The organism is Ciceribacter sp. L1K22 (assembly GCF_017599385.1).
Lineage (GTDB): Bacteria > Pseudomonadota > Alphaproteobacteria > Rhizobiales > Rhizobiaceae > Allorhizobium.
The window spans coordinates 1,008,121-1,024,840 of record NZ_JAGFPK010000001.1 but is presented as its reverse complement, the minus strand read 5'-3'; the positions used below and the strand labels follow the sequence as shown (position 1 = coordinate 1,024,840).

The window sequence follows — 16,720 nt, the reverse complement described above, 5'->3', positions numbered from 1 at the left end:
GATACGTCCGAACGGGGCAAGGTCTAGGCTTGCCGGCAGGCCCGGTCAAGACGACGAGGATAGGAGCGTGCGCCAACACTCACACCGCAATCCGGTCAAGCGGCGAGCGTTGCTGCTCGATCTCCTTGAGCTTCCTCTCCCGCTCATAGATGTAGTCGCGGTTGTCCGGAACTGCCGTGCGGCTTTTCACGATCTGCATCTGGAAGATGAAGAAGCTCTCGTGGGTGAAGGCCATTTCCGATCCGGCCAGATAAAACTCCCACATCCGCACAAAGCGTTCGTCATAGAGGGCAATCGCTTCCTGTTTCCGGGCCATGAAACGCTCGCGCCATTGCCGCAGGGTGTAGGCGTAGTGCATCGGCAGGATTTCGATGTCGGCGACCAGGAGGCCGGCCTTTTCCACGCGCGGCAGCACCTCGGCCAGGGACGGGATATAGCCGCCGGGAAAGATGTATTTTTCGATCCAGGGATTATTCATGAAGGCCGGATAGGGCTGGCCGATCGAGTGCAGAACCATGACGCCGTCATCGGCGAGCACGTCGTTCACCTTGTCGAAATATCGCTGGAAGTTGCGACGTCCGACGTGCTCGAACATGCCTACCGAGACGATACGGTCGTATCGTTTGCTGGGCGGCAGGTTATAGTAGTCCTCGAGCTCGAAGCGGACGTTCTTTGCCAGGCCGCGTTTTGCCGCCCGCTGCCGGGATATCTTGAGCTGCTCCTCGCTCAACGTGATTCCGGTGACCTCGACATTGCAGCATTCCGCGAGATAGAGGGCCATGCCGCCCCAGCCGGAGCCGATCTCGAGCGTTGTCTGGCCCGGTTCGGCCATGAGTTTGGCCGCGATGTGCCGTTTCTTGGCGAGTTGCGCTTCCTCGAGAGATATCCCGGGCGGGTTAAAGTAAGCGCAGGAGTATTGCCAGTCCGGATCGAGAAAGAGGTCGTAGAGCCTGGCCGAGAGATCGTAATGGTGCGCTATATTGCGCTTGTTGCGGTTGACCGGAATGACGGCGCTCAAGCGTTGCCACGCAAGTCTAGCAACACCGCGCCAGACCATGCCGAACGACAGGTCCTCAGCAAGCGTGTTGGACTTCACCAGCGCAAGAAGGTCATAGATCTCCCCCTCGTCGACGAGGAGGCGACCGTCCATGTAGATCTCGCCGAGCTTCAGCTGCGGATCCCTGTAAAGCTCGTCTTCGGCTTTTTGGTCGGTAAAGCGGATTGTCAGCGGTTTTCCGCTGCCATCGCCGAAATGCTGGATGTGACCATCCGCACCGACGACCTTCAAATTGCCTTGTCGAATAATGCGACCGAGAAGAATACGGAGTGATGAGGCCATCAACACCTCCACAACACAGTATTTTTAACAGATACCAATGCCAAGAGGTTAGCGCATGCAGCCCAAGAAACAAGCTTGGGATGCATTTGCAGGCTTCATATTTTCTTAACAAATGATCAGATTCGCTGGACGGGGCGCCGCGAAACCGCTCATTTCTTGCGAAGCGCATCCATGAGAGCCGCGCCAAGACCACCGACGGCATTCTGCTCGGGTCGAGAGGGTGCACGCCCCGGTGCCTGCCGCCCAGCGGAAGGGCCCCGGTTTTCGCGCATCGAAGGAGGCGGTGCTTCGCCCCCGTCCTTACGCATCGACAGGGCAATGCGCTTGCGCTTCACGTCTACCTCGACGACGCGCACCTTCACGACATCGCCCGCCTTCACTACCTCGTGCGGGTCTTTCACAAACCGGTCTGCGAGTTGCGAGACATGCACGAGGCCGTCCTGATGCACACCGATATCAACGAAAGCGCCGAAGGCGGCCACGTTGGTCACCGTCCCTTCCAACGTCATGCCGGGTTTGAGATCGGTGATCTCGTCTACGCCTTCGGCAAAAGTCGCGGTCTTGAATGACGGGCGTGGATCGCGGCCTGGCTTTTCCAGTTCCGAAAGAATATCCTTCACCGTCGGCAATCCGAACCGTTCGTCGATGAACTGGCGGGGATCCAGCTTCTTGAGTGCTGCGCTATCCCCCATCAATGAGCGAAGGTCACGGCCGCAGGCTGCGACGATGCGCTTGGCAACGTCATAGGCTTCCGGGTGCACGGAGGATGCATCAAGTGGCTCCTTGCCGTTCGGGATGCGCAGGAAGCCGGCGCACTGTTCGAAGGTGCGGGCACCGAGACGCGCGACCTTCAGGAGATCCTTGCGGCTTTCGAACGCACCGGTGACGTCCCGGTGCGAAACGATCGCCTCTGCAATCGAGTTCGACAAACCGGATACACGCGACAACAACGGCACCGAAGCCGTGTTGAGGTCGACTCCAACGGCGTTCACCGCATCTTCCACCACGGCGTCGAGCGAGCGGCCGAGTTTACCCTGGTCGACATCGTGCTGGTACTGGCCGACGCCAATCGACTTGGGCTCGATCTTCACGAGCTCGGCGAGAGGGTCCTGCAGCCGGCGGGCGATCGAGACGGCACCGCGCAGAGAAACATCGAGTCCCGGGAATTCCTTTGCTGCAAGCTCGGAGGCCGAGTAGACGGAGGCGCCCGCCTCGGACACAATGACCTTGGTCGGCTTCGGCTGCGTCGACGGAAACTGCGACAGCATGTCGGCAACCAGTTTTTCCGTTTCGCGGCTGCCAGTGCCGTTGCCGATCGCGATCAGTTCGACCTTGTGCTTGCGGATCATTGAGGCAAGTTCGACCTGGGTGCCGCGCACGTCGTTCTTCGGCGGGAACGGATAAACCGTCGTGGTTTCGACCACCTTGCCGGTGCCGTCGACGACCGCGACTTTCACGCCGGTGCGGATACCGGGATCAAGCCCCATCGTGGGACGCGAACCGGCGGGAGCGGCCAGCAGAAGATCCTTGAGATTGCGGGCGAAGACATGAATAGCTTCCTCTTCGGCCCGCTCACGCAGTTCCCGCATTAGGTCGAGCGACAGCGACATCGAAAGCTTTACGCGCCACGTCCATCCTGCGACATCCATAAGCCACTTGTCTGCGGGGCCGCGTTCGCGGATGTCGAGCGCCGCAGCGATGGTGCGCTGCGCAGGCTTGACGGGCGATACGTCGTCACGATCCATCTCGATCGACAGCGTCAGCATCTCCTCGTTCCAGCCACGCAGCATGGCAAGCGCACGATGACCCGGAACGGTCGCCCAGCGTTCGGAATGATCGAAATAGTCGGCGAATTTTTCTCCGGCTTCGGCTTTCCCATCCACGACCTTCGAGTAGAGGATCGCGCGATCACGCATGTCCTGGCGCAGGCGTCCGAGCAGGTCGGCATTTTCCGAGATCTGCTCGGCGACGATGTCGCGGGCACCCTCCAGCGCCGCTTTCACATCCGTCACTTCCCCGGCCACATAGGCTTCGGCTAGTTTTGCCGGATCGACCATGCGGTCGGTCAGGATCGCCTCCGCCAACGGGCCAAGGCCGCGTTCGCGGGCGATTTCGGCCTTGGTCCGGCGTTTCGGCTTGTAGGGGAGATAGAGGTCTTCCAGCTCCGCCTTGGTCACGGCTCCCGCGATCTTCACGGCCAGTTCGTCGGTCATCTTGCCCTGCGAGGTGATCGACTCGAAGATCGACTTGCGGCGGGCATTGAGCTCGCGAAGATAGGTCAACCGCTCGGCCAGATCGCGAAGCTGGGTATCATCGAGACCGCCGGTCACTTCCTTTCGGTAGCGCGCGATGAAGGGCACGGTCGCGCCCTCATCGAGAAGGCCGATCGCGGCGGTCACCTGTTCTGGCCGCGCCTTGATCTCCGCAGCGATTATTCCGGAAATGGACTTGATGTCGTCAGCCATGAGGCGTGGGGTTCCTTCGCAAAGTGTGGGCGGACTGTAGTTCGCGAAAACGGCAAGGCAACGGCGCAGGCAACGATTCCACAGGAAAGCGACCAGGGCGGCGGCGGCTTTTTCCTTGACCTTTCCACCGTCCCCCCTTAACCGCCGGCTATCAAGGCAAGCGGAGATCTGGCAATGAAGGTACTGTTGATCGGTTCTGGCGGACGCGAGCATGCGCTGGCCTGGAAGATCGCCCAGTCGCCCCTCCTGACGACGCTCTTCGCCGCACCCGGCAATCCCGGAATCGCAGAGCACGCCGAACTTGTTTCGGTCGATGTGGATGATCACGCCGCTGTCGTCTCCTTCTGTAGGGAACGCTCGATCGACTTCGTTGTCGTCGGCCCGGAAGCACCGCTTGTTGCAGGCCTGGCTGATGTTCTGCGTGGCGAAGGCATCGCCGTGTTCGGTCCCTCCGCTGCCGCAGCCCTGCTCGAAGGCTCGAAGGGCTTCACCAAGGATATCTGCGCCCGCTTCAACATTCCGACCGGCGCTTACCAGCGCTTCAACAACGCGCCGAAGGCAAAGGCCTATGTGCGCCAGCAGGGTGCGCCTATCGTGATCAAGGCGGATGGCCTCGCCGCCGGCAAGGGTGTGACGGTCGCCATGACAATCGACGAGGCGCTCGCGGCGATCGACGATTGCTTCGAGGGTGCGTTCGGTGCCGCCGGCGCCGAGGTCGTGGTCGAGGCCTTTCTCGATGGCGAGGAGGCAAGCTTCTTTTGCCTTTGCGATGGCAAGACGCTGCTGCCACTTGCCGCCGCGCAGGACCACAAACGGGTCGGCGATGGCGATACCGGACCCAACACCGGTGGCATGGGCGCCTATTCTCCTGCACCGGTGATGACGCCGGAGATGGTGGACCGGACCATGCGGGAGATCATAGCACCGACGATGCACGGTATGGCGGAAATGGGTCACCCCTTCTCGGGCGTCTTTTTCGCCGGCCTGATGATCACAGAAAAAGGGCCGGAGCTGATCGAATACAATGTCCGGTTCGGAGACCCGGAATGCCAGGTGCTGATGATGCGGCTGAAGAGCGACCTGCTGCCGATCCTCTACGCCTGCGCCACCGGTACACTCGATAAGGTGCGCGCCGAATGGCATGATCAACCGGCGTTGACGGTTGTGCTGGCCTCGCGCGGCTATCCCGGTTCCTACGACAAGAATACGGCGATCAACGCTATCCCCACCGAGACTGACGGTGCCAAGGTGTTCCATGCCGGGACAGCGTTGAAAGACGGCAAGCTCGTTGCCACCGGCGGCCGGGTCCTCAACGCAACTGCACTCGCACCGACCGTCGCCGAAGCGCAACGACAAGCATACGCCCTCGTGGACAGCGTCTCCTGGGAGAACGGCTTTTGCCGCCGCGATATCGGCTGGCGGGCGATTGAGCGCGAAAAAGCCTGATCAGGCGCGGCAAAAATCGTCAACTCATTCAAATTTTACCATTCGTCGTGACCCGATGGAAACGAACGGCGCATATTCTCCTGGGTAAAGATCAAGGGGAGTCTTCGTCATGCGCCACCTTATGCTCGCCGCCATCGCGACGCTCAGCGTTGCAGCTCCGGCTGCGGCGTCATCCATTGAGGTCGTTGCATCGGCTCCGGTGACGGCTTCCAGCATCACGCAAATCGGATGCCAGTCCTGCCCACCGCTGAAGCCAAGGGAAGGGGTGGCGGATTACGTCGTTCCGGCATTGCCGGCTGGCGCCCAGAAGGTGGAAATGGTCGAGCGCGATGGCCAGCGTACGCTGTTGCGCACCGAATCCTGGATGGGCGGTTCGCCTGTGGTGTTCGTCAGCAAGGCTCCCTACTGGGAGACAGATGCCAGCGGCACCGCCATGGCGATGGCATCGGAGATCGACCGCACCGCGACGACCGCGGCCATCGATCAGACAAAGACTTTGGATCTGGCATCCTTCGAACTTCGGCTACCCTGAGGCTCGTTCGGATCGCCCTTCCCTGCCCCACCCGGCCCAACGATCCAGGCCGTCGGGGATGACCGCCGCAAGACGGTCCAACGCCCCTGCCTCGGCAGGGGCGTTTCTTTTTTAGGCCCGTCGATCCCAACTGCATCGCCTTTATACGATTTCTTATCGTTGGATTTTTGGCCACGTCAATTCATAGAATTTTACCTATAATCCATGCATTTCTAGGGGAGATTCCGAGGCCATGGGAGGTTTCGGCCTGGAGCCGAAGAGCGCTCCGCATCACGGAACCCTCTTCGCGCTTCGCAAAAACAAATTTGATATTGCGAGGATAAAATGAAGAACATCAAGATTTCACAACAATTGTTCGCGCTGATCGGCGCGCTGATGATTGCTTTCGGCATTGCGACGATTTTCCAGATCCGCACGGCGTCTCACGCCATCTATGCGGAGCGCACGGACATGCTGCGCACGCAGGTGGAGAGCGGCATCGCCATTCTGAAGGCCTACGACGAGCGCGTGAAAAGTGGTGAGCTGTCCCTGGAGCAGGCGCAGGCCGAAGCCTTCAAGACCCTGACATCGATGAAGTACGAGCCAAATGGCTACCTCTTTGGTCTCGCCTATGACGTGACGATGCTTTTCCACCCGGTTCAAAAGCAGGTCGGCCTGAAACAGGCGGGCCAGCCGGATAAGATGGGCAATCTGTTTCGTGAGGAAATGATCGCCAAGGGTCGGGCTGGCGGCGGCGTAACCGAATACTATTGGGAAAAGCCGACGGAGCCGAATGGCAGCGTGTATCTGAAGGCGGCCTACAGCCAAGCGTTCGAGCCGTGGAAGATCGTCGTCGGCACCGGCGTCTATATCGACGACCTGCAGGTGAAGATCAATGCGATGATCGTCGAAGCTGGTACGATCGGCGGTATAGTTGTCGTACTCGGCCTAATTGGCGCTTACATTCTGATCAGTGGCATCACAAAGCCCCTCAAGGCCATTCACCAGTCTCTAGAAGCGGTCGCGGACGAGAACGTTGCGATTGCCATACCGCATACGGACATGGGCAATGAAGTCGGCATGATGGCGAAGGCCACGCGCTCGCTGCAGGAGAAGGTGCGCGAACGCCACGCGATGGCCGCCCGTCAGGAAGAGCAGCAGCATCAGCTCGACGCCGAGCGTCAGCAGAACGCAGATATGCAACGGTCCGAAGCCGAGCAGCAGGCCCGCGTCGTCTCGACCATCGGCGCTGCCCTCGAACAGCTCGCCACCGGCGACCTGACGATCCGCTGCGGTGATCTCGGCCCCAAATATGCGGCACTGCGCGACAACTTCAACGAGGCACTCTCCCACCTCGAGGCCGCCATGGCCAAGGTCAACGCCAAGGGGATCGACATCGGCGGTTCCAAGGAGGAGATCCGCCGTGCTTCCAACGAACTGTCGCAGCGCACCGAGCGCCAGGCCGCAAATCTCGAAGAAACATCGGCGGCCCTTGACGAACTCACTGTTGCCGTTCGCCAGACGGCCGAGGGTGCCCAGGAAGCAGCCAAGCGTGTAGGCACCGTTGCCGCCGAGGCTTCGAAGTCCGACGGGATCGTTTCGCAAGCAATCGACGCCATGAGCGGCATCGAGCAGTCTTCGCAGCAGATCGCCAATATCATCGGCGTGATCGAGGACATCGCCTTCCAGACGAACCTGCTGGCACTCAACGCCGGGGTGGAAGCGGCGCGCGCTGGCGAGAGCGGCAAGGGTTTCGCCGTCGTCGCCCAGGAAGTCCGTGAACTCGCGCAGCGCTCGGCCTCTGCCGCCAAGGAGATTAAGGACCAGATCTCCAACTCATCCGGCCAGGTGGAAAACGGCGTGCAGCTCGTCGGCCAGGCCGGCGAGGCGCTGAAGCGCATCTCGGACCAGATCAAGTCGGCAAGTGACATCGTCTCCAAGATCGCCCATTCGGCGGCCGAGCAGGACACCACGCTGCGCTCAATCTCGTCATCTATGAACCAGCTCGATTCGGCGACCCAACACAACGCCGCGATGGCCGAGGAGACCACGGCTTCGGCCGAGGCGCTCGCGGTCGATACGGAGGAGCTGCTTAACCTAATCCGCGGCTTCAAAGTGTCCGGTGGGTCTACCAGCGGCCTTCACCACGTCGCCCATCAGATGCGCCGCGCAAGCTGATTACACGTATTTACCGCCAGAAGGCCGCCGGACGAACTCTCCGGCGGCCTCTTTCCTTGGCGCTTGGCGATCAATACGTGCGCCAAGTATCGACACGCTGAACGTTTAGTGAAAGCAACCCACAACGATCACGTCTACGACCAACATCAGGCGGATTACAGACAATTTTATCGTTTTATTACCTATTGCGCGGTAATGTTCTTCTGAATGGATCGTGCACGAGGCAATGACGGCCCGGAGCCCATGCAATTTTGGCAAACGTCAAATGATTGGACGTCGCCAGCTCTTCGTCTTACTCCCTTCCGAGGCCGACCAATGAAAAACTTGAAGATTTCCCGCCAGCTCTTCCTGCTGGTCATAGGCATGGTCGTCGCCACAGCCGGTCTGATTTACTACCAGATCCAGATGGCGACCGATTCGATCTATGCCGAGCGTTATGCGATGCTTCGGACGCAAGTGGAATCCGCACTCTCCATCATGCAGTCCTACCATGATCGCGAAAAGGCGGGCGAGCTGACCACTGAAGAGGCGAAGGAACAGGCGTATCGGGCGGTATCGACCATACGGTACAATCCCGATGGCTATGTCTTCGCATACGACTACGACGTGGTGATGCGCATCCATCCCGTTGCTAGCAAGGTCGGAGAAAGCGGCAAGGGCAAGCCCGATCAGACCGGGCATATGTACCGGGACGAAATGGTGAGCGTGGGTAAAGCGGGCGGTGGCATTGTCGACTATTACAGCACCGTCAAGCCGGGTCAGCCCGAGGGCAACTATCTCAAAAGTTCCTACGCAAAAGCATTCGAGCCTTGGGGCATCGTTCTGGCCACCGGTGTCTACGTCGACGACCTCCAGGCCCAGATTCGCAATATGATCCTGAAAGCCTCAGGTATCGGTTTTTTTGTCATGCTGCTGCTCGCCGCCGCCGCTTGGTACGTCATTCGCGGGATTACGGTTCCTCTCGCCGCGATCCACAGGTCGCTAGAAGCGGTCGCGGACGAGAACGTGACAATCGCCATCCCGCACACGGAGATGGGCAATGAAGTGGGCATGATGGCCAAGGCAACGCGGTCGCTGCAGGAAAAAGTACGCGAACGCCATGCCATGGCTGCCCGCCAGGAAGAACAAAAGCGCGAGCTCGACAGCGAGCGTAGCCAGAATGCCGAGGCGCAGCTCGCCGAAGCTCGCCAGCAGGCGCACGTGGTTTCAACCATCGGCCAGTCGCTTGAAAAGCTCGCGGACGGCGACCTGACCGTTCGCTGTGCCGACCTAGGACCGAAATATGCGGCGCTGCGCGATAACTTCAACGACGCCCTTGCCCGTCTTGAAGAAGCGATGGCCCGCGTCAACCTCAAGGGCAATGACATCGCCGTCTCCAAGGAAGAAATCCGGCGCGCATCCGGCGAGCTTGCGAGCCGTACCGAGCGCCAGGCGGCCAATCTCGAAGAGACCTCTGCCGCGCTGGACGAGCTGACTGTCGCTGTACGCCAGACGGCAGATGGCGCCCGCGACGCGGCCACCCGCGTCGGCTCGGTCAGCGCCGAGGCGCGCCAGAGCGACGAGATCGTCAGCCGCGCCATCAGCGCAATGAGCGGCATCGAGCAGTCCTCCGCCGAGATCACCAAGATCATCGGCGTGATTGACGAAATCGCCTTCCAGACCAACCTGCTGGCATTGAACGCCGGTGTCGAGGCTGCTCGCGCTGGGGAAAGCGGCAAGGGTTTCGCCGTCGTAGCCCAGGAAGTGCGGGAACTCGCCCAGCGGTCCGCCGCCGCAGCAAAGGAGATCAAGGATCAGATCGCCCGGTCCTCGCAGCAGGTCGAACAGGGTGTGCAACTGGTCGGCGAAGCCGGCGAGGCGCTGAAACGGATCTCCGATCAGATCGCGAGCGCCAACGACATCGTCTCGAAGATCTCGCACAGCGCCCAGGAACAGGACACGACTCTGCGCTCGATCTCGTCGTCGATGAACCAACTCGACCAGGCGACCCAACAGAACGCCGCCATGGCCGAAGAGACCACGGCTTCGGCGGAAGTGCTTGCCAACGACACTGGCGACCTGCTGAGCCTCATCCGCAGCTTCAAGGTCTCCGGCTCGTCCGCCAGTAACCTCAACAACACAGCCCAGCAGATGCGTCGAGCCGGCTGATTAAAGGCATCCACCGCCGAAGACCGCCGGGAGCAATTCCGGCGGTCTTTTTATGTTCGGGCGCTGTCTTTCCTCACTTCGGCTTGCGGGTCGCAGAGAACGTCATGCCGGGCGATGCCAGGCGCTCGCTTGGACCGACCCAGGCATAGGCCAGCAGGCAGGGCTCGGTTTCTCCGATCGTGATCCGGTGCTCTTGCTCGGCCTTGTTGAGGATCAGCGAACCCGGCGCGTAGACGGCAGCATCGTTTTCCGACCAGGCACCGGCGATCGAAAGGTAGCTCTCCTCGATACCCTTGTGACTGTGTTGCGGATAGGTGGTGTTCGGAGCGAAGAGTACGAAGCCGAGAATAAGCGCATCCGACTTGACGGGCCCCTTTGGTCCGAGAACTTCGCAATAGGCGTATTTGCGTTCGAGCGTCTTCGGCACCCGCACGTAGCCATATTCCCAGGTCAGTTCTTCCTGCAACCGCTCCAGCGCCCGGCTGAAATTGGCCATCACACTACGCTTGCCCAGATCGATGGCGCGCCCGAAATGCGCGACCACCGGTTTCGACGCCGGCTCCCGATCAAGAAGCGGCGGGTCCGCGTCGATGATGCCGGCGAGGATTTCGCGCACGCGCTTGCGATGGCTGCGGATCGCCTTGCTGCCCCCCGCGGAACCGAAGCGATAGAGCGCCTCGAACTCCTGGAGCAGGTAGGTCCAATTCGGCATGTCGGAAAGGCGGCGTGTCATCGGCGCGAAGATCCGTCTACGGGGTTGGCAATGCCGGAATGAGGCAGGCAGCCTTCATCTGAGCGCGGGATTGATGGGCACGATGACGCGGCCGCGTACCTTGCCTTGGAGGAAATCCGGCGTACGAGCGATGACGTCGGCCAGCGGCAATTCCGTGGTCATCGCATCAAGCTTGTCGAAATCCAGATCCTTGGCCAGGCGCTGCCAGGCGGCGATGCGGTCCGGCTTTGGGCACATGACGCTATCAACACCGGCAAGCGTGACGCCCCGCAGGATGAACGGTGCGACCGTCGTCGGCAGGTCCATACCACCGGCGAGGCCGCAGGCGGCAACCGTACCGCGATAACGGGTGGCAGCAAGAACATTGGCGAGGACGACGCCACCGGCGACATCGATGCCGCCCGCCCAACGTTCCTTGGCCAGTGGCCGCCCCGGCTGGGACAGTTCCGCCCTGTCGACAATGGTCCGGGCGCCGAGGCTGGTCAGGTAGTCGGATTCATCCAGACGTCCGGTCACGGCCGCGACGTCGTAACCGAGTTTCGCCAGCAAGGCCACAGCGACACTGCCGACGCCTCCGGCGGCGCCGGTCACCACCACTTCGCCGCTTTCCGGGGTGACGCCGTGCTTTTCGAGGGCCATCACGCAAAGCATCGCGGTGTAGCCGGCCGTGCCGATCGCCATGGCCTGGCGCAGGGTGATGCCTTCCGGCAGCGGCACCAGCCAGTCTCCGTCGAGGCGCGCGCGGCCGGCAAGGCCGCCCCAGTGTTTTTCGCCGACGCCCCAGCCATTCAGCACGACCCGGTCGCCCGGATTGAAGGCGGGATTGTCGCTTTCAAGGACAGTCCCCGACAGATCGACACCCGGCACCATAGGGAAGCTGCGTACGACCGGCGAGGCACCGGTCATGGCCAGGGCGTCCTTGTAGTTCAGCGTCGACCAGGCGACCTCGACCAGCACATCACCGGCGGGCAGTTGCGCCGTATCCATGGACGTGAGGCGAACCGTCTGGCCCGCTTGGGTCTTCTCGATCAGGATTGCATCGAACATCAGAACCTCCCGTGTTCAGGTGAGCATGGCGAAGAAGCCGTCGGCAAAAGCCGACAGTGGATCAGCGCGGCGTTCCAGCTTGGCGCGTAGCACCGCTCCCTCCCAGCCGATCCAGAAGAATGCAGCAAGCGCGTTGGGATCGTGTCGACTGGCGATCTCGCCTTCCGCCTGCGCGGTGCGAAGGCATCGAGCGGTGCGGGATTGCCAACCATCGAGGGCGGAGACCAACAAGTCGCGAAACTCCTCGGGTAGCGCACCCATCTCCTGGCCAAGATTACCGATCAGGCAGCCGCGGCGAAAATCGTGGCGCGCCATGCCCTGCTCTGCATCGGCGACGAAGGCCCGCAGGCGCGAGAGCGGCGACAGGCTTTCATCGAGAAACCAGCGGTCCAGTTTCTCGGCGAAATAGGCATGATAGGCTGCGATCAGCACGCGGCCGAAATCGGCCTTGCTGGAAAAGTAGTGGTAGAAGCCGCCCTTGGGCACGCCGGCATGACGCAGGATTTCATCGAGGCCAACGGGGGAATAACCCCTCTCCGTCAGGAAAATCAGGCCGGACCGGACAAGTCGCCTTCGAACTTCGGCATCGACAATGTCACGCGGCGGCCGGCCGCGCTTACGCGGCTGGTCGCCACCAGCCTCCACCTTGTTTGCCTGCTCGATCAGTATCATGTTTATTTATTAGACCACTCAGTCTAATAAATAAAGGGACGGCATCAGTTTATTCGCCGGCGGTATCGATCCGTGCGACAAGCCCGTCGATCTCGCGATCGGAGAAGACTATGATGCCGGCGCGGCGAAGAAGCGACACCGTCACGCCCTGGCCCTCATGGCGCGCGCCAGAAAACGAGCCGTCATAGATGAATCCTGAGCCACAGGACGGACTACCGTCGATCAACAGAGCGTAGCGACACCCCCGCTCCAGGGCATATGCCACCGCCTTGTTGCCGCCGGCGATGAACTGTGCCGTCACGTCACCGCCCGTGATCTCAATCACGCGCGCCCGTCCCGTGAGGACATCCTCACCCGTCATGCCGTTCTCGATCTCGGCGGGCGGACGCGGAGTCGGCAGGCCGCCGGCCTGCTCGGGACAGAAGCCGACCAGCCTTCCCTCCGCCGACCAACGCTCGATGGCGGGATGCGACAGAGGCTTGCCCTTGCCGTCATAGCGAACGGGACGGCCGAGAAGGCAGGCGCTGATGAGGATGTTGGCGGGCATGAGATTAGTCGTCCAGTTGGTGCAACGTATCGGCTCTTTCGTGAAGTATGCGAAGGACTTCGACCATGCCGTCTTCCTGAATGACATAGAAGATAAGATGCGAGCAGCAACGACGACGACGATAGCCTGTTCTCAAGGATGTCACCTCGCCACCAGAGAACGGATGCGCCCCAATTTCGGCAATCATGCTCAGAATTTGCCTCAGGTACCGCTCGGCCTGTATCTCGGACCAACGATCACGGGTGTAGTCGCCGATGTCGAGAAAGTCCTGACGCGCAGCAGGACTGAGTCGAACCTCAGCCACGGTTCTTCCATCTCTCGCGAACCGATGCCATAAGGTCTTCGGGCTCGAAGGGCACGGATGGCCCGCTATTCTCCCCCTCGATCAGGGCGTTGCGCAGCCATTCCACACGGGCCTCTTCCTCCTTCAGAAGACGGAGGCCGGCCTCGACCACCTCTTCGGGCGAACTGAAGCGCCCGCTTTCGAGCTGGGCGTCGATGAAGCTGTCGTAAGGTTCTGCGATGGTGACCTGAACTGGCTTGTTCATGCGGAAGTCTCCGTCTGCCTGAGGTCGAACGATATCACAGGTCGCCGGTGTCGGGAAACGGTTGTCAGGTCGTGAAAGACCCCGCCGAAGCGGGGCCAGGAATGCTTAGCCTGATATTTTCGAGAAGTCCGCGACTGTTCCGGTCGCCTCGCGGATGGCCTTCAGGAGGGCCAGGCGGTTGGCGCGGATGGCGGCGTCCTCGTCGTTGACCAGAACATCGTTGAAGAAGGTATCGACCGGGCCGCGCAGCTTCGACAGCGCCTGCATGGCGGAGCGGAAATCTTCCTTCGCCACGGCGTCGGCGGCTTCGGTCGTCGCGACCTTGATCGCCGCGTACAGCGCCTTTTCCGCGTCGAGCTTTAGCAGCGCCTCGGACACGGCGTCGGCGACGACAGTCCCCTTCTTCTCCTCGGCGGCGAGAAGCTGCGTCGCGCGCTTTGTCCCGGCCAGCAGATTGATGCCGTCTTCCGAGGTGATGAAGGCGGTGAGCGCCTCGGCCTTCCGGGCGACCATCAGCAGGTCGTCAGACTCTGGGGTGAGCACCGCATCGATGATGTCGTGGCGGGCGCCCTGATCGCGGAGGTAGACCTTTAGGCGGTCGTGGAAGAAGGAGAGGAGCGAATAAACCGAAGGTCTAGGGACAAAGACCCCATTCGAATAATCATTACTGTCAGAGATTCTCTCATAAAGAGCCTCCTCTTCAAACCCGCCTCTCAAGGGATTGATGGATGTCAAAAGCGCTCTTGCGTCAACTCGCTTTGCATTTGGGTAGAAGGACAGATTTACTTCGGTCAGTGGTTTGACTAGCCCTAACCGAATGCCAGTTTCCAAGATCATACGCACCACACCAAGCGCTGCACGCCGCAGCGCATAGGGATCCTTCGATCCAGTCGGCTTCTCATCGATCGCCCAGAAGCCGACGAGCGTATCCAGCTTGTCCGCCAGCGCCACCGTCAGCCCCACCTTGTCTTCCGGCAGACGGTCCGAGGGGCCGTTCGGCTTCCAGTGGTCCTCGATGGCTGCGGCAACGGAGGCATCTTCGCCCTGCAAAAGCGCGTACTTGCGCCCCATGGCGCCCTGGAGTTCGGGGAATTCTCCGACAGCCTCGGTGCGCAGGTCGGCCTTGGCAAGCACGACGGCGCGATCCACGAGCGCGGCGTCGGCTCCGACGATCGGGGCGAGTTCCCTCGCCAAATCGCGGATGCGGGCGACGCGCTCGCCCTGCGTGCCGAGCTTGGCGTGGAAGGTGACGTTCAGCGCGTCGAGCTTTGCCATGCGCTGGTCGAGCGGCTTCTTGAGGTCGAGGCCGAATTTTTCGGCCGAGGCTTTCAACGTTTCGAGGTCCGGCAGGTCGCCCTGGTCGCGCTTCCAGAAGTGGAGCGCGTCGGAGAGCCGCGCGCGCACGACCTTGCCGTTGCCGTGCATGATCTCCTTGCCGCCGTCCTTCGCCTCGATGTTGGAGACGAGGATGAAGTGGTTGGAGAGCTTGTCCGTCTCGCCGGTCGGCCGGGTAACGAAGCACTTCTGGTTGGTCTTGATCGTCAGACGGATGATCTCGGCCGGGATCGACAGGAAGTCGCTCTCGAAGGTGCCGAGCAGCACATGTGGGTATTCGACGAGACCGGACACTTCCTCCAGAAGCCCCTCGTCCTCGACGAGGTCCAGGCCGTTGGCGAAAGCAAGGTTCGCGGCATCCTGCGCAATGATCTGCTTGCGGCGCTCTGCGTCGAGCACGACCTTCGCCTTTTCGAGGCTCGAGACGTAATCGTCGAAGCGGCGCACGGTGATCGCCTCGGGCGCGTGGAAGCGATGGCCGTAGGTGACGTTGCCGGCCACGATGCTATCGATCTCGAAGGGGATGACCTGGGTTTCGTCGTGCTCGGTGCCGAAGGTGCAGACAATCGACTGCAGCGGGCGGACCCAGCGCAGGCTTTCCGAACCCTTGCCTTCAATCCCGGCGTAACTGGAGCCCTTCGGCATGGAGGCCGCGCCGGAGCGCATCGACTTCGGCCAGGGGAAGGTGCGGATGATACCGGGCATGACCTCGGCGACGATTTCTTCCGCCGCGCGGCCCGGCTTGTCGAGATAGGCGACGTAGAAATCGCCCTTCTTCGGGTCGGTCTTCACCACGGCCTGATCGATGGATGAAAGGCCTGCACCGCGCAGGAAGCCTTCGATCGCCTGCTGCGGCGCGCTGACGCTCGGGCCCTTCTTTTCCTCGCGGACATCGGCCGAGCGGGCGGAAAGGCCGCGAATATCGAGCGTCAGCCGACGCGGCGTCCAGTATTCGCGGGCGCCCTCGTAATGCAGACCGGCCTCGACCAGCGCGTCGGTGACGAGCTTCTTCAGGTCGCCGGCCGCCTTGCGCTGCATGCGGGCGGGAATTTCCTCGGAGCGGAGTTCGAGCAGAAGATCGGGCATGGGAAACAGCTTCGTCGGTTGCTTGGGGTTGCGGCGGACTTAGCAAGCCGTGGGGGAAAAGCCAAGGGAAACTGAGGGGATGCGCAGCGACTGGCGGATGGCCGCTAGTTCAAAAGCCTACGCCAAAGCAGGAGGCCGGCCACCAGGGCTGTGACACCGACGAGCGCGAAGGGGACGACCGCGCTGCCCGCCCCTGGGCTAGCGGCCACGCTCCACCCTATCTTGCCGGCAGCTCCGAGAAGCGCCACCGCAAGTCCCAGACGCCATGACCGACGCCAGAAGGCGGCAATCAACGCGGTGGCATAGAGGAGGATCGCGGCCAAACCGGCCATCGAGGACGACGTCCAGCCATTTCGCAACACCGCTCTTTCCATCGCAAGGAACTTCTCGACATCCGGCCGTACCTCATCCGGTGTCGGAAACCAGAACATGGATGACAGGATCGCCAGGACACTCAGCATGACGCCCGCCATCGACCGATGCCACGCGCTGTAGCAAAGCGGCAGCAAAAGCAGCGGACGAACGGCCCAGGATGCCGTGTTCTGGTGCCGCTCGAACGCCCATTCGAAAAAGCGGTCGCTGCTGAAGAACGCCGCCAACAGCATGAAGATCGCCAGTAACGCGATCACAGCCAGAACACGATCGGCCCGCTTCGTCATGATCAT

General features: G+C 61.4%; 14 protein-coding genes. 4 read left to right on the top strand and 10 right to left on the bottom strand.

Annotated elements, in window-relative coordinates; translation table 11 throughout:
- Window positions 1-79: 79 nt before the first annotated feature.
- Together J5J09_RS04985 and J5J09_RS04980 are read right to left on the bottom strand one after the other, a co-directional pair.
- The gene (locus J5J09_RS04985) at window positions 80-1,339 is read right to left on the bottom strand and encodes a cyclopropane-fatty-acyl-phospholipid synthase family protein (RefSeq protein WP_208548580.1); all 1,260 of its coding nucleotides are present in this window, start codon (window positions 1,337-1,339) and stop codon (window positions 80-82) included.
- Between the two features lie 149 nt (window positions 1,340-1,488).
- Window positions 1,489-3,804, bottom strand: a complete 2,316-nt coding sequence (locus J5J09_RS04980) for a Tex family protein (protein ID WP_208548579.1) — start codon at window positions 3,802-3,804, stop codon at window positions 1,489-1,491.
- A 174-nt stretch (window positions 3,805-3,978) separates the two neighbouring features.
- Here J5J09_RS04980 and purD point away from each other — a divergent pair, with 174 nt between their 5' ends.
- From purD to J5J09_RS04960, 4 genes are all read left to right on the top strand, one after another.
- A complete protein-coding gene (gene purD, locus J5J09_RS04975; RefSeq protein ID WP_208548578.1) occupies window positions 3,979-5,250 on the top strand; it encodes a phosphoribosylamine--glycine ligase in 1,272 nt (423 codons plus the stop codon).
- Between the two features lie 109 nt (window positions 5,251-5,359).
- On the top strand, window positions 5,360-5,782 hold the full coding sequence (locus J5J09_RS04970) for a plant virulence effector HPE1-like domain-containing protein (protein WP_208548577.1): 423 nt from the start codon (window positions 5,360-5,362) through the stop codon (window positions 5,780-5,782).
- Between the two features lie 324 nt (window positions 5,783-6,106).
- Window positions 6,107-7,939, top strand: a complete 1,833-nt coding sequence (locus J5J09_RS04965) for a methyl-accepting chemotaxis protein (RefSeq protein ID WP_208548576.1) — start codon at window positions 6,107-6,109, stop codon at window positions 7,937-7,939.
- 315 nt (window positions 7,940-8,254) lie between these two features.
- On the top strand, window positions 8,255-10,087 hold the full coding sequence (locus tag J5J09_RS04960; protein WP_208548575.1) for a methyl-accepting chemotaxis protein: 1,833 nt from the start codon (window positions 8,255-8,257) through the stop codon (window positions 10,085-10,087).
- A 73-nt stretch (window positions 10,088-10,160) separates the two neighbouring features.
- On the opposite strand, the gene J5J09_RS04955 is transcribed toward J5J09_RS04960, so the two are convergent.
- The 8 genes from J5J09_RS04955 to J5J09_RS04920 all read right to left on the bottom strand — a co-directional run bounded on the left by J5J09_RS04955 (window position 10,161) and on the right by J5J09_RS04920 (window position 16,714).
- Window positions 10,161-10,820 carry a dimethylsulfonioproprionate lyase family protein gene (locus J5J09_RS04955; protein ID WP_208548574.1) on the bottom strand — a complete coding sequence of 220 codons (660 nt, stop codon included), beginning with the start codon at window positions 10,818-10,820 and terminating at the stop codon, window positions 10,161-10,163.
- Window positions 10,821-10,874: 54 nt separating this feature from the next.
- Entirely contained in the window at window positions 10,875-11,867 is a 993-nt protein-coding gene (locus J5J09_RS04950; RefSeq protein ID WP_208548573.1) for an MDR family oxidoreductase, read from the bottom strand.
- 15 nt (window positions 11,868-11,882) lie between these two features.
- On the bottom strand, window positions 11,883-12,539 hold the full coding sequence (locus tag J5J09_RS04945) for a TetR/AcrR family transcriptional regulator (protein WP_208548572.1): 657 nt from the start codon (window positions 12,537-12,539) through the stop codon (window positions 11,883-11,885).
- A 49-nt stretch (window positions 12,540-12,588) separates the two neighbouring features.
- Window positions 12,589-13,086, bottom strand: a complete 498-nt coding sequence (locus J5J09_RS04940) for a DUF523 domain-containing protein (RefSeq protein WP_208548571.1) — start codon at window positions 13,084-13,086, stop codon at window positions 12,589-12,591.
- Between the two features lie 4 nt (window positions 13,087-13,090).
- The gene (locus J5J09_RS04935) at window positions 13,091-13,390 is read right to left on the bottom strand and encodes a type II toxin-antitoxin system RelE/ParE family toxin (protein WP_208548570.1); all 300 of its coding nucleotides are present in this window, start codon (window positions 13,388-13,390) and stop codon (window positions 13,091-13,093) included.
- Window positions 13,383-13,634, bottom strand: a complete 252-nt coding sequence (locus J5J09_RS04930; protein WP_208548569.1) for a type II toxin-antitoxin system ParD family antitoxin — start codon at window positions 13,632-13,634, stop codon at window positions 13,383-13,385. Before J5J09_RS04930 ends, J5J09_RS04935 begins: the two co-directional genes overlap by 8 nt.
- A 105-nt stretch (window positions 13,635-13,739) precedes the next feature.
- Window positions 13,740-16,055 carry a glycine--tRNA ligase subunit beta gene (gene glyS, locus J5J09_RS04925; protein WP_208548568.1) on the bottom strand — a complete coding sequence of 772 codons (2,316 nt, stop codon included), beginning with the start codon at window positions 16,053-16,055 and terminating at the stop codon, window positions 13,740-13,742.
- Between the two features lie 104 nt (window positions 16,056-16,159).
- Window positions 16,160-16,714, bottom strand: a complete 555-nt coding sequence (locus J5J09_RS04920) for a hypothetical protein (protein ID WP_208548567.1) — start codon at window positions 16,712-16,714, stop codon at window positions 16,160-16,162.
- Between the last annotated feature and the right edge of the window lie 6 nt (window positions 16,715-16,720).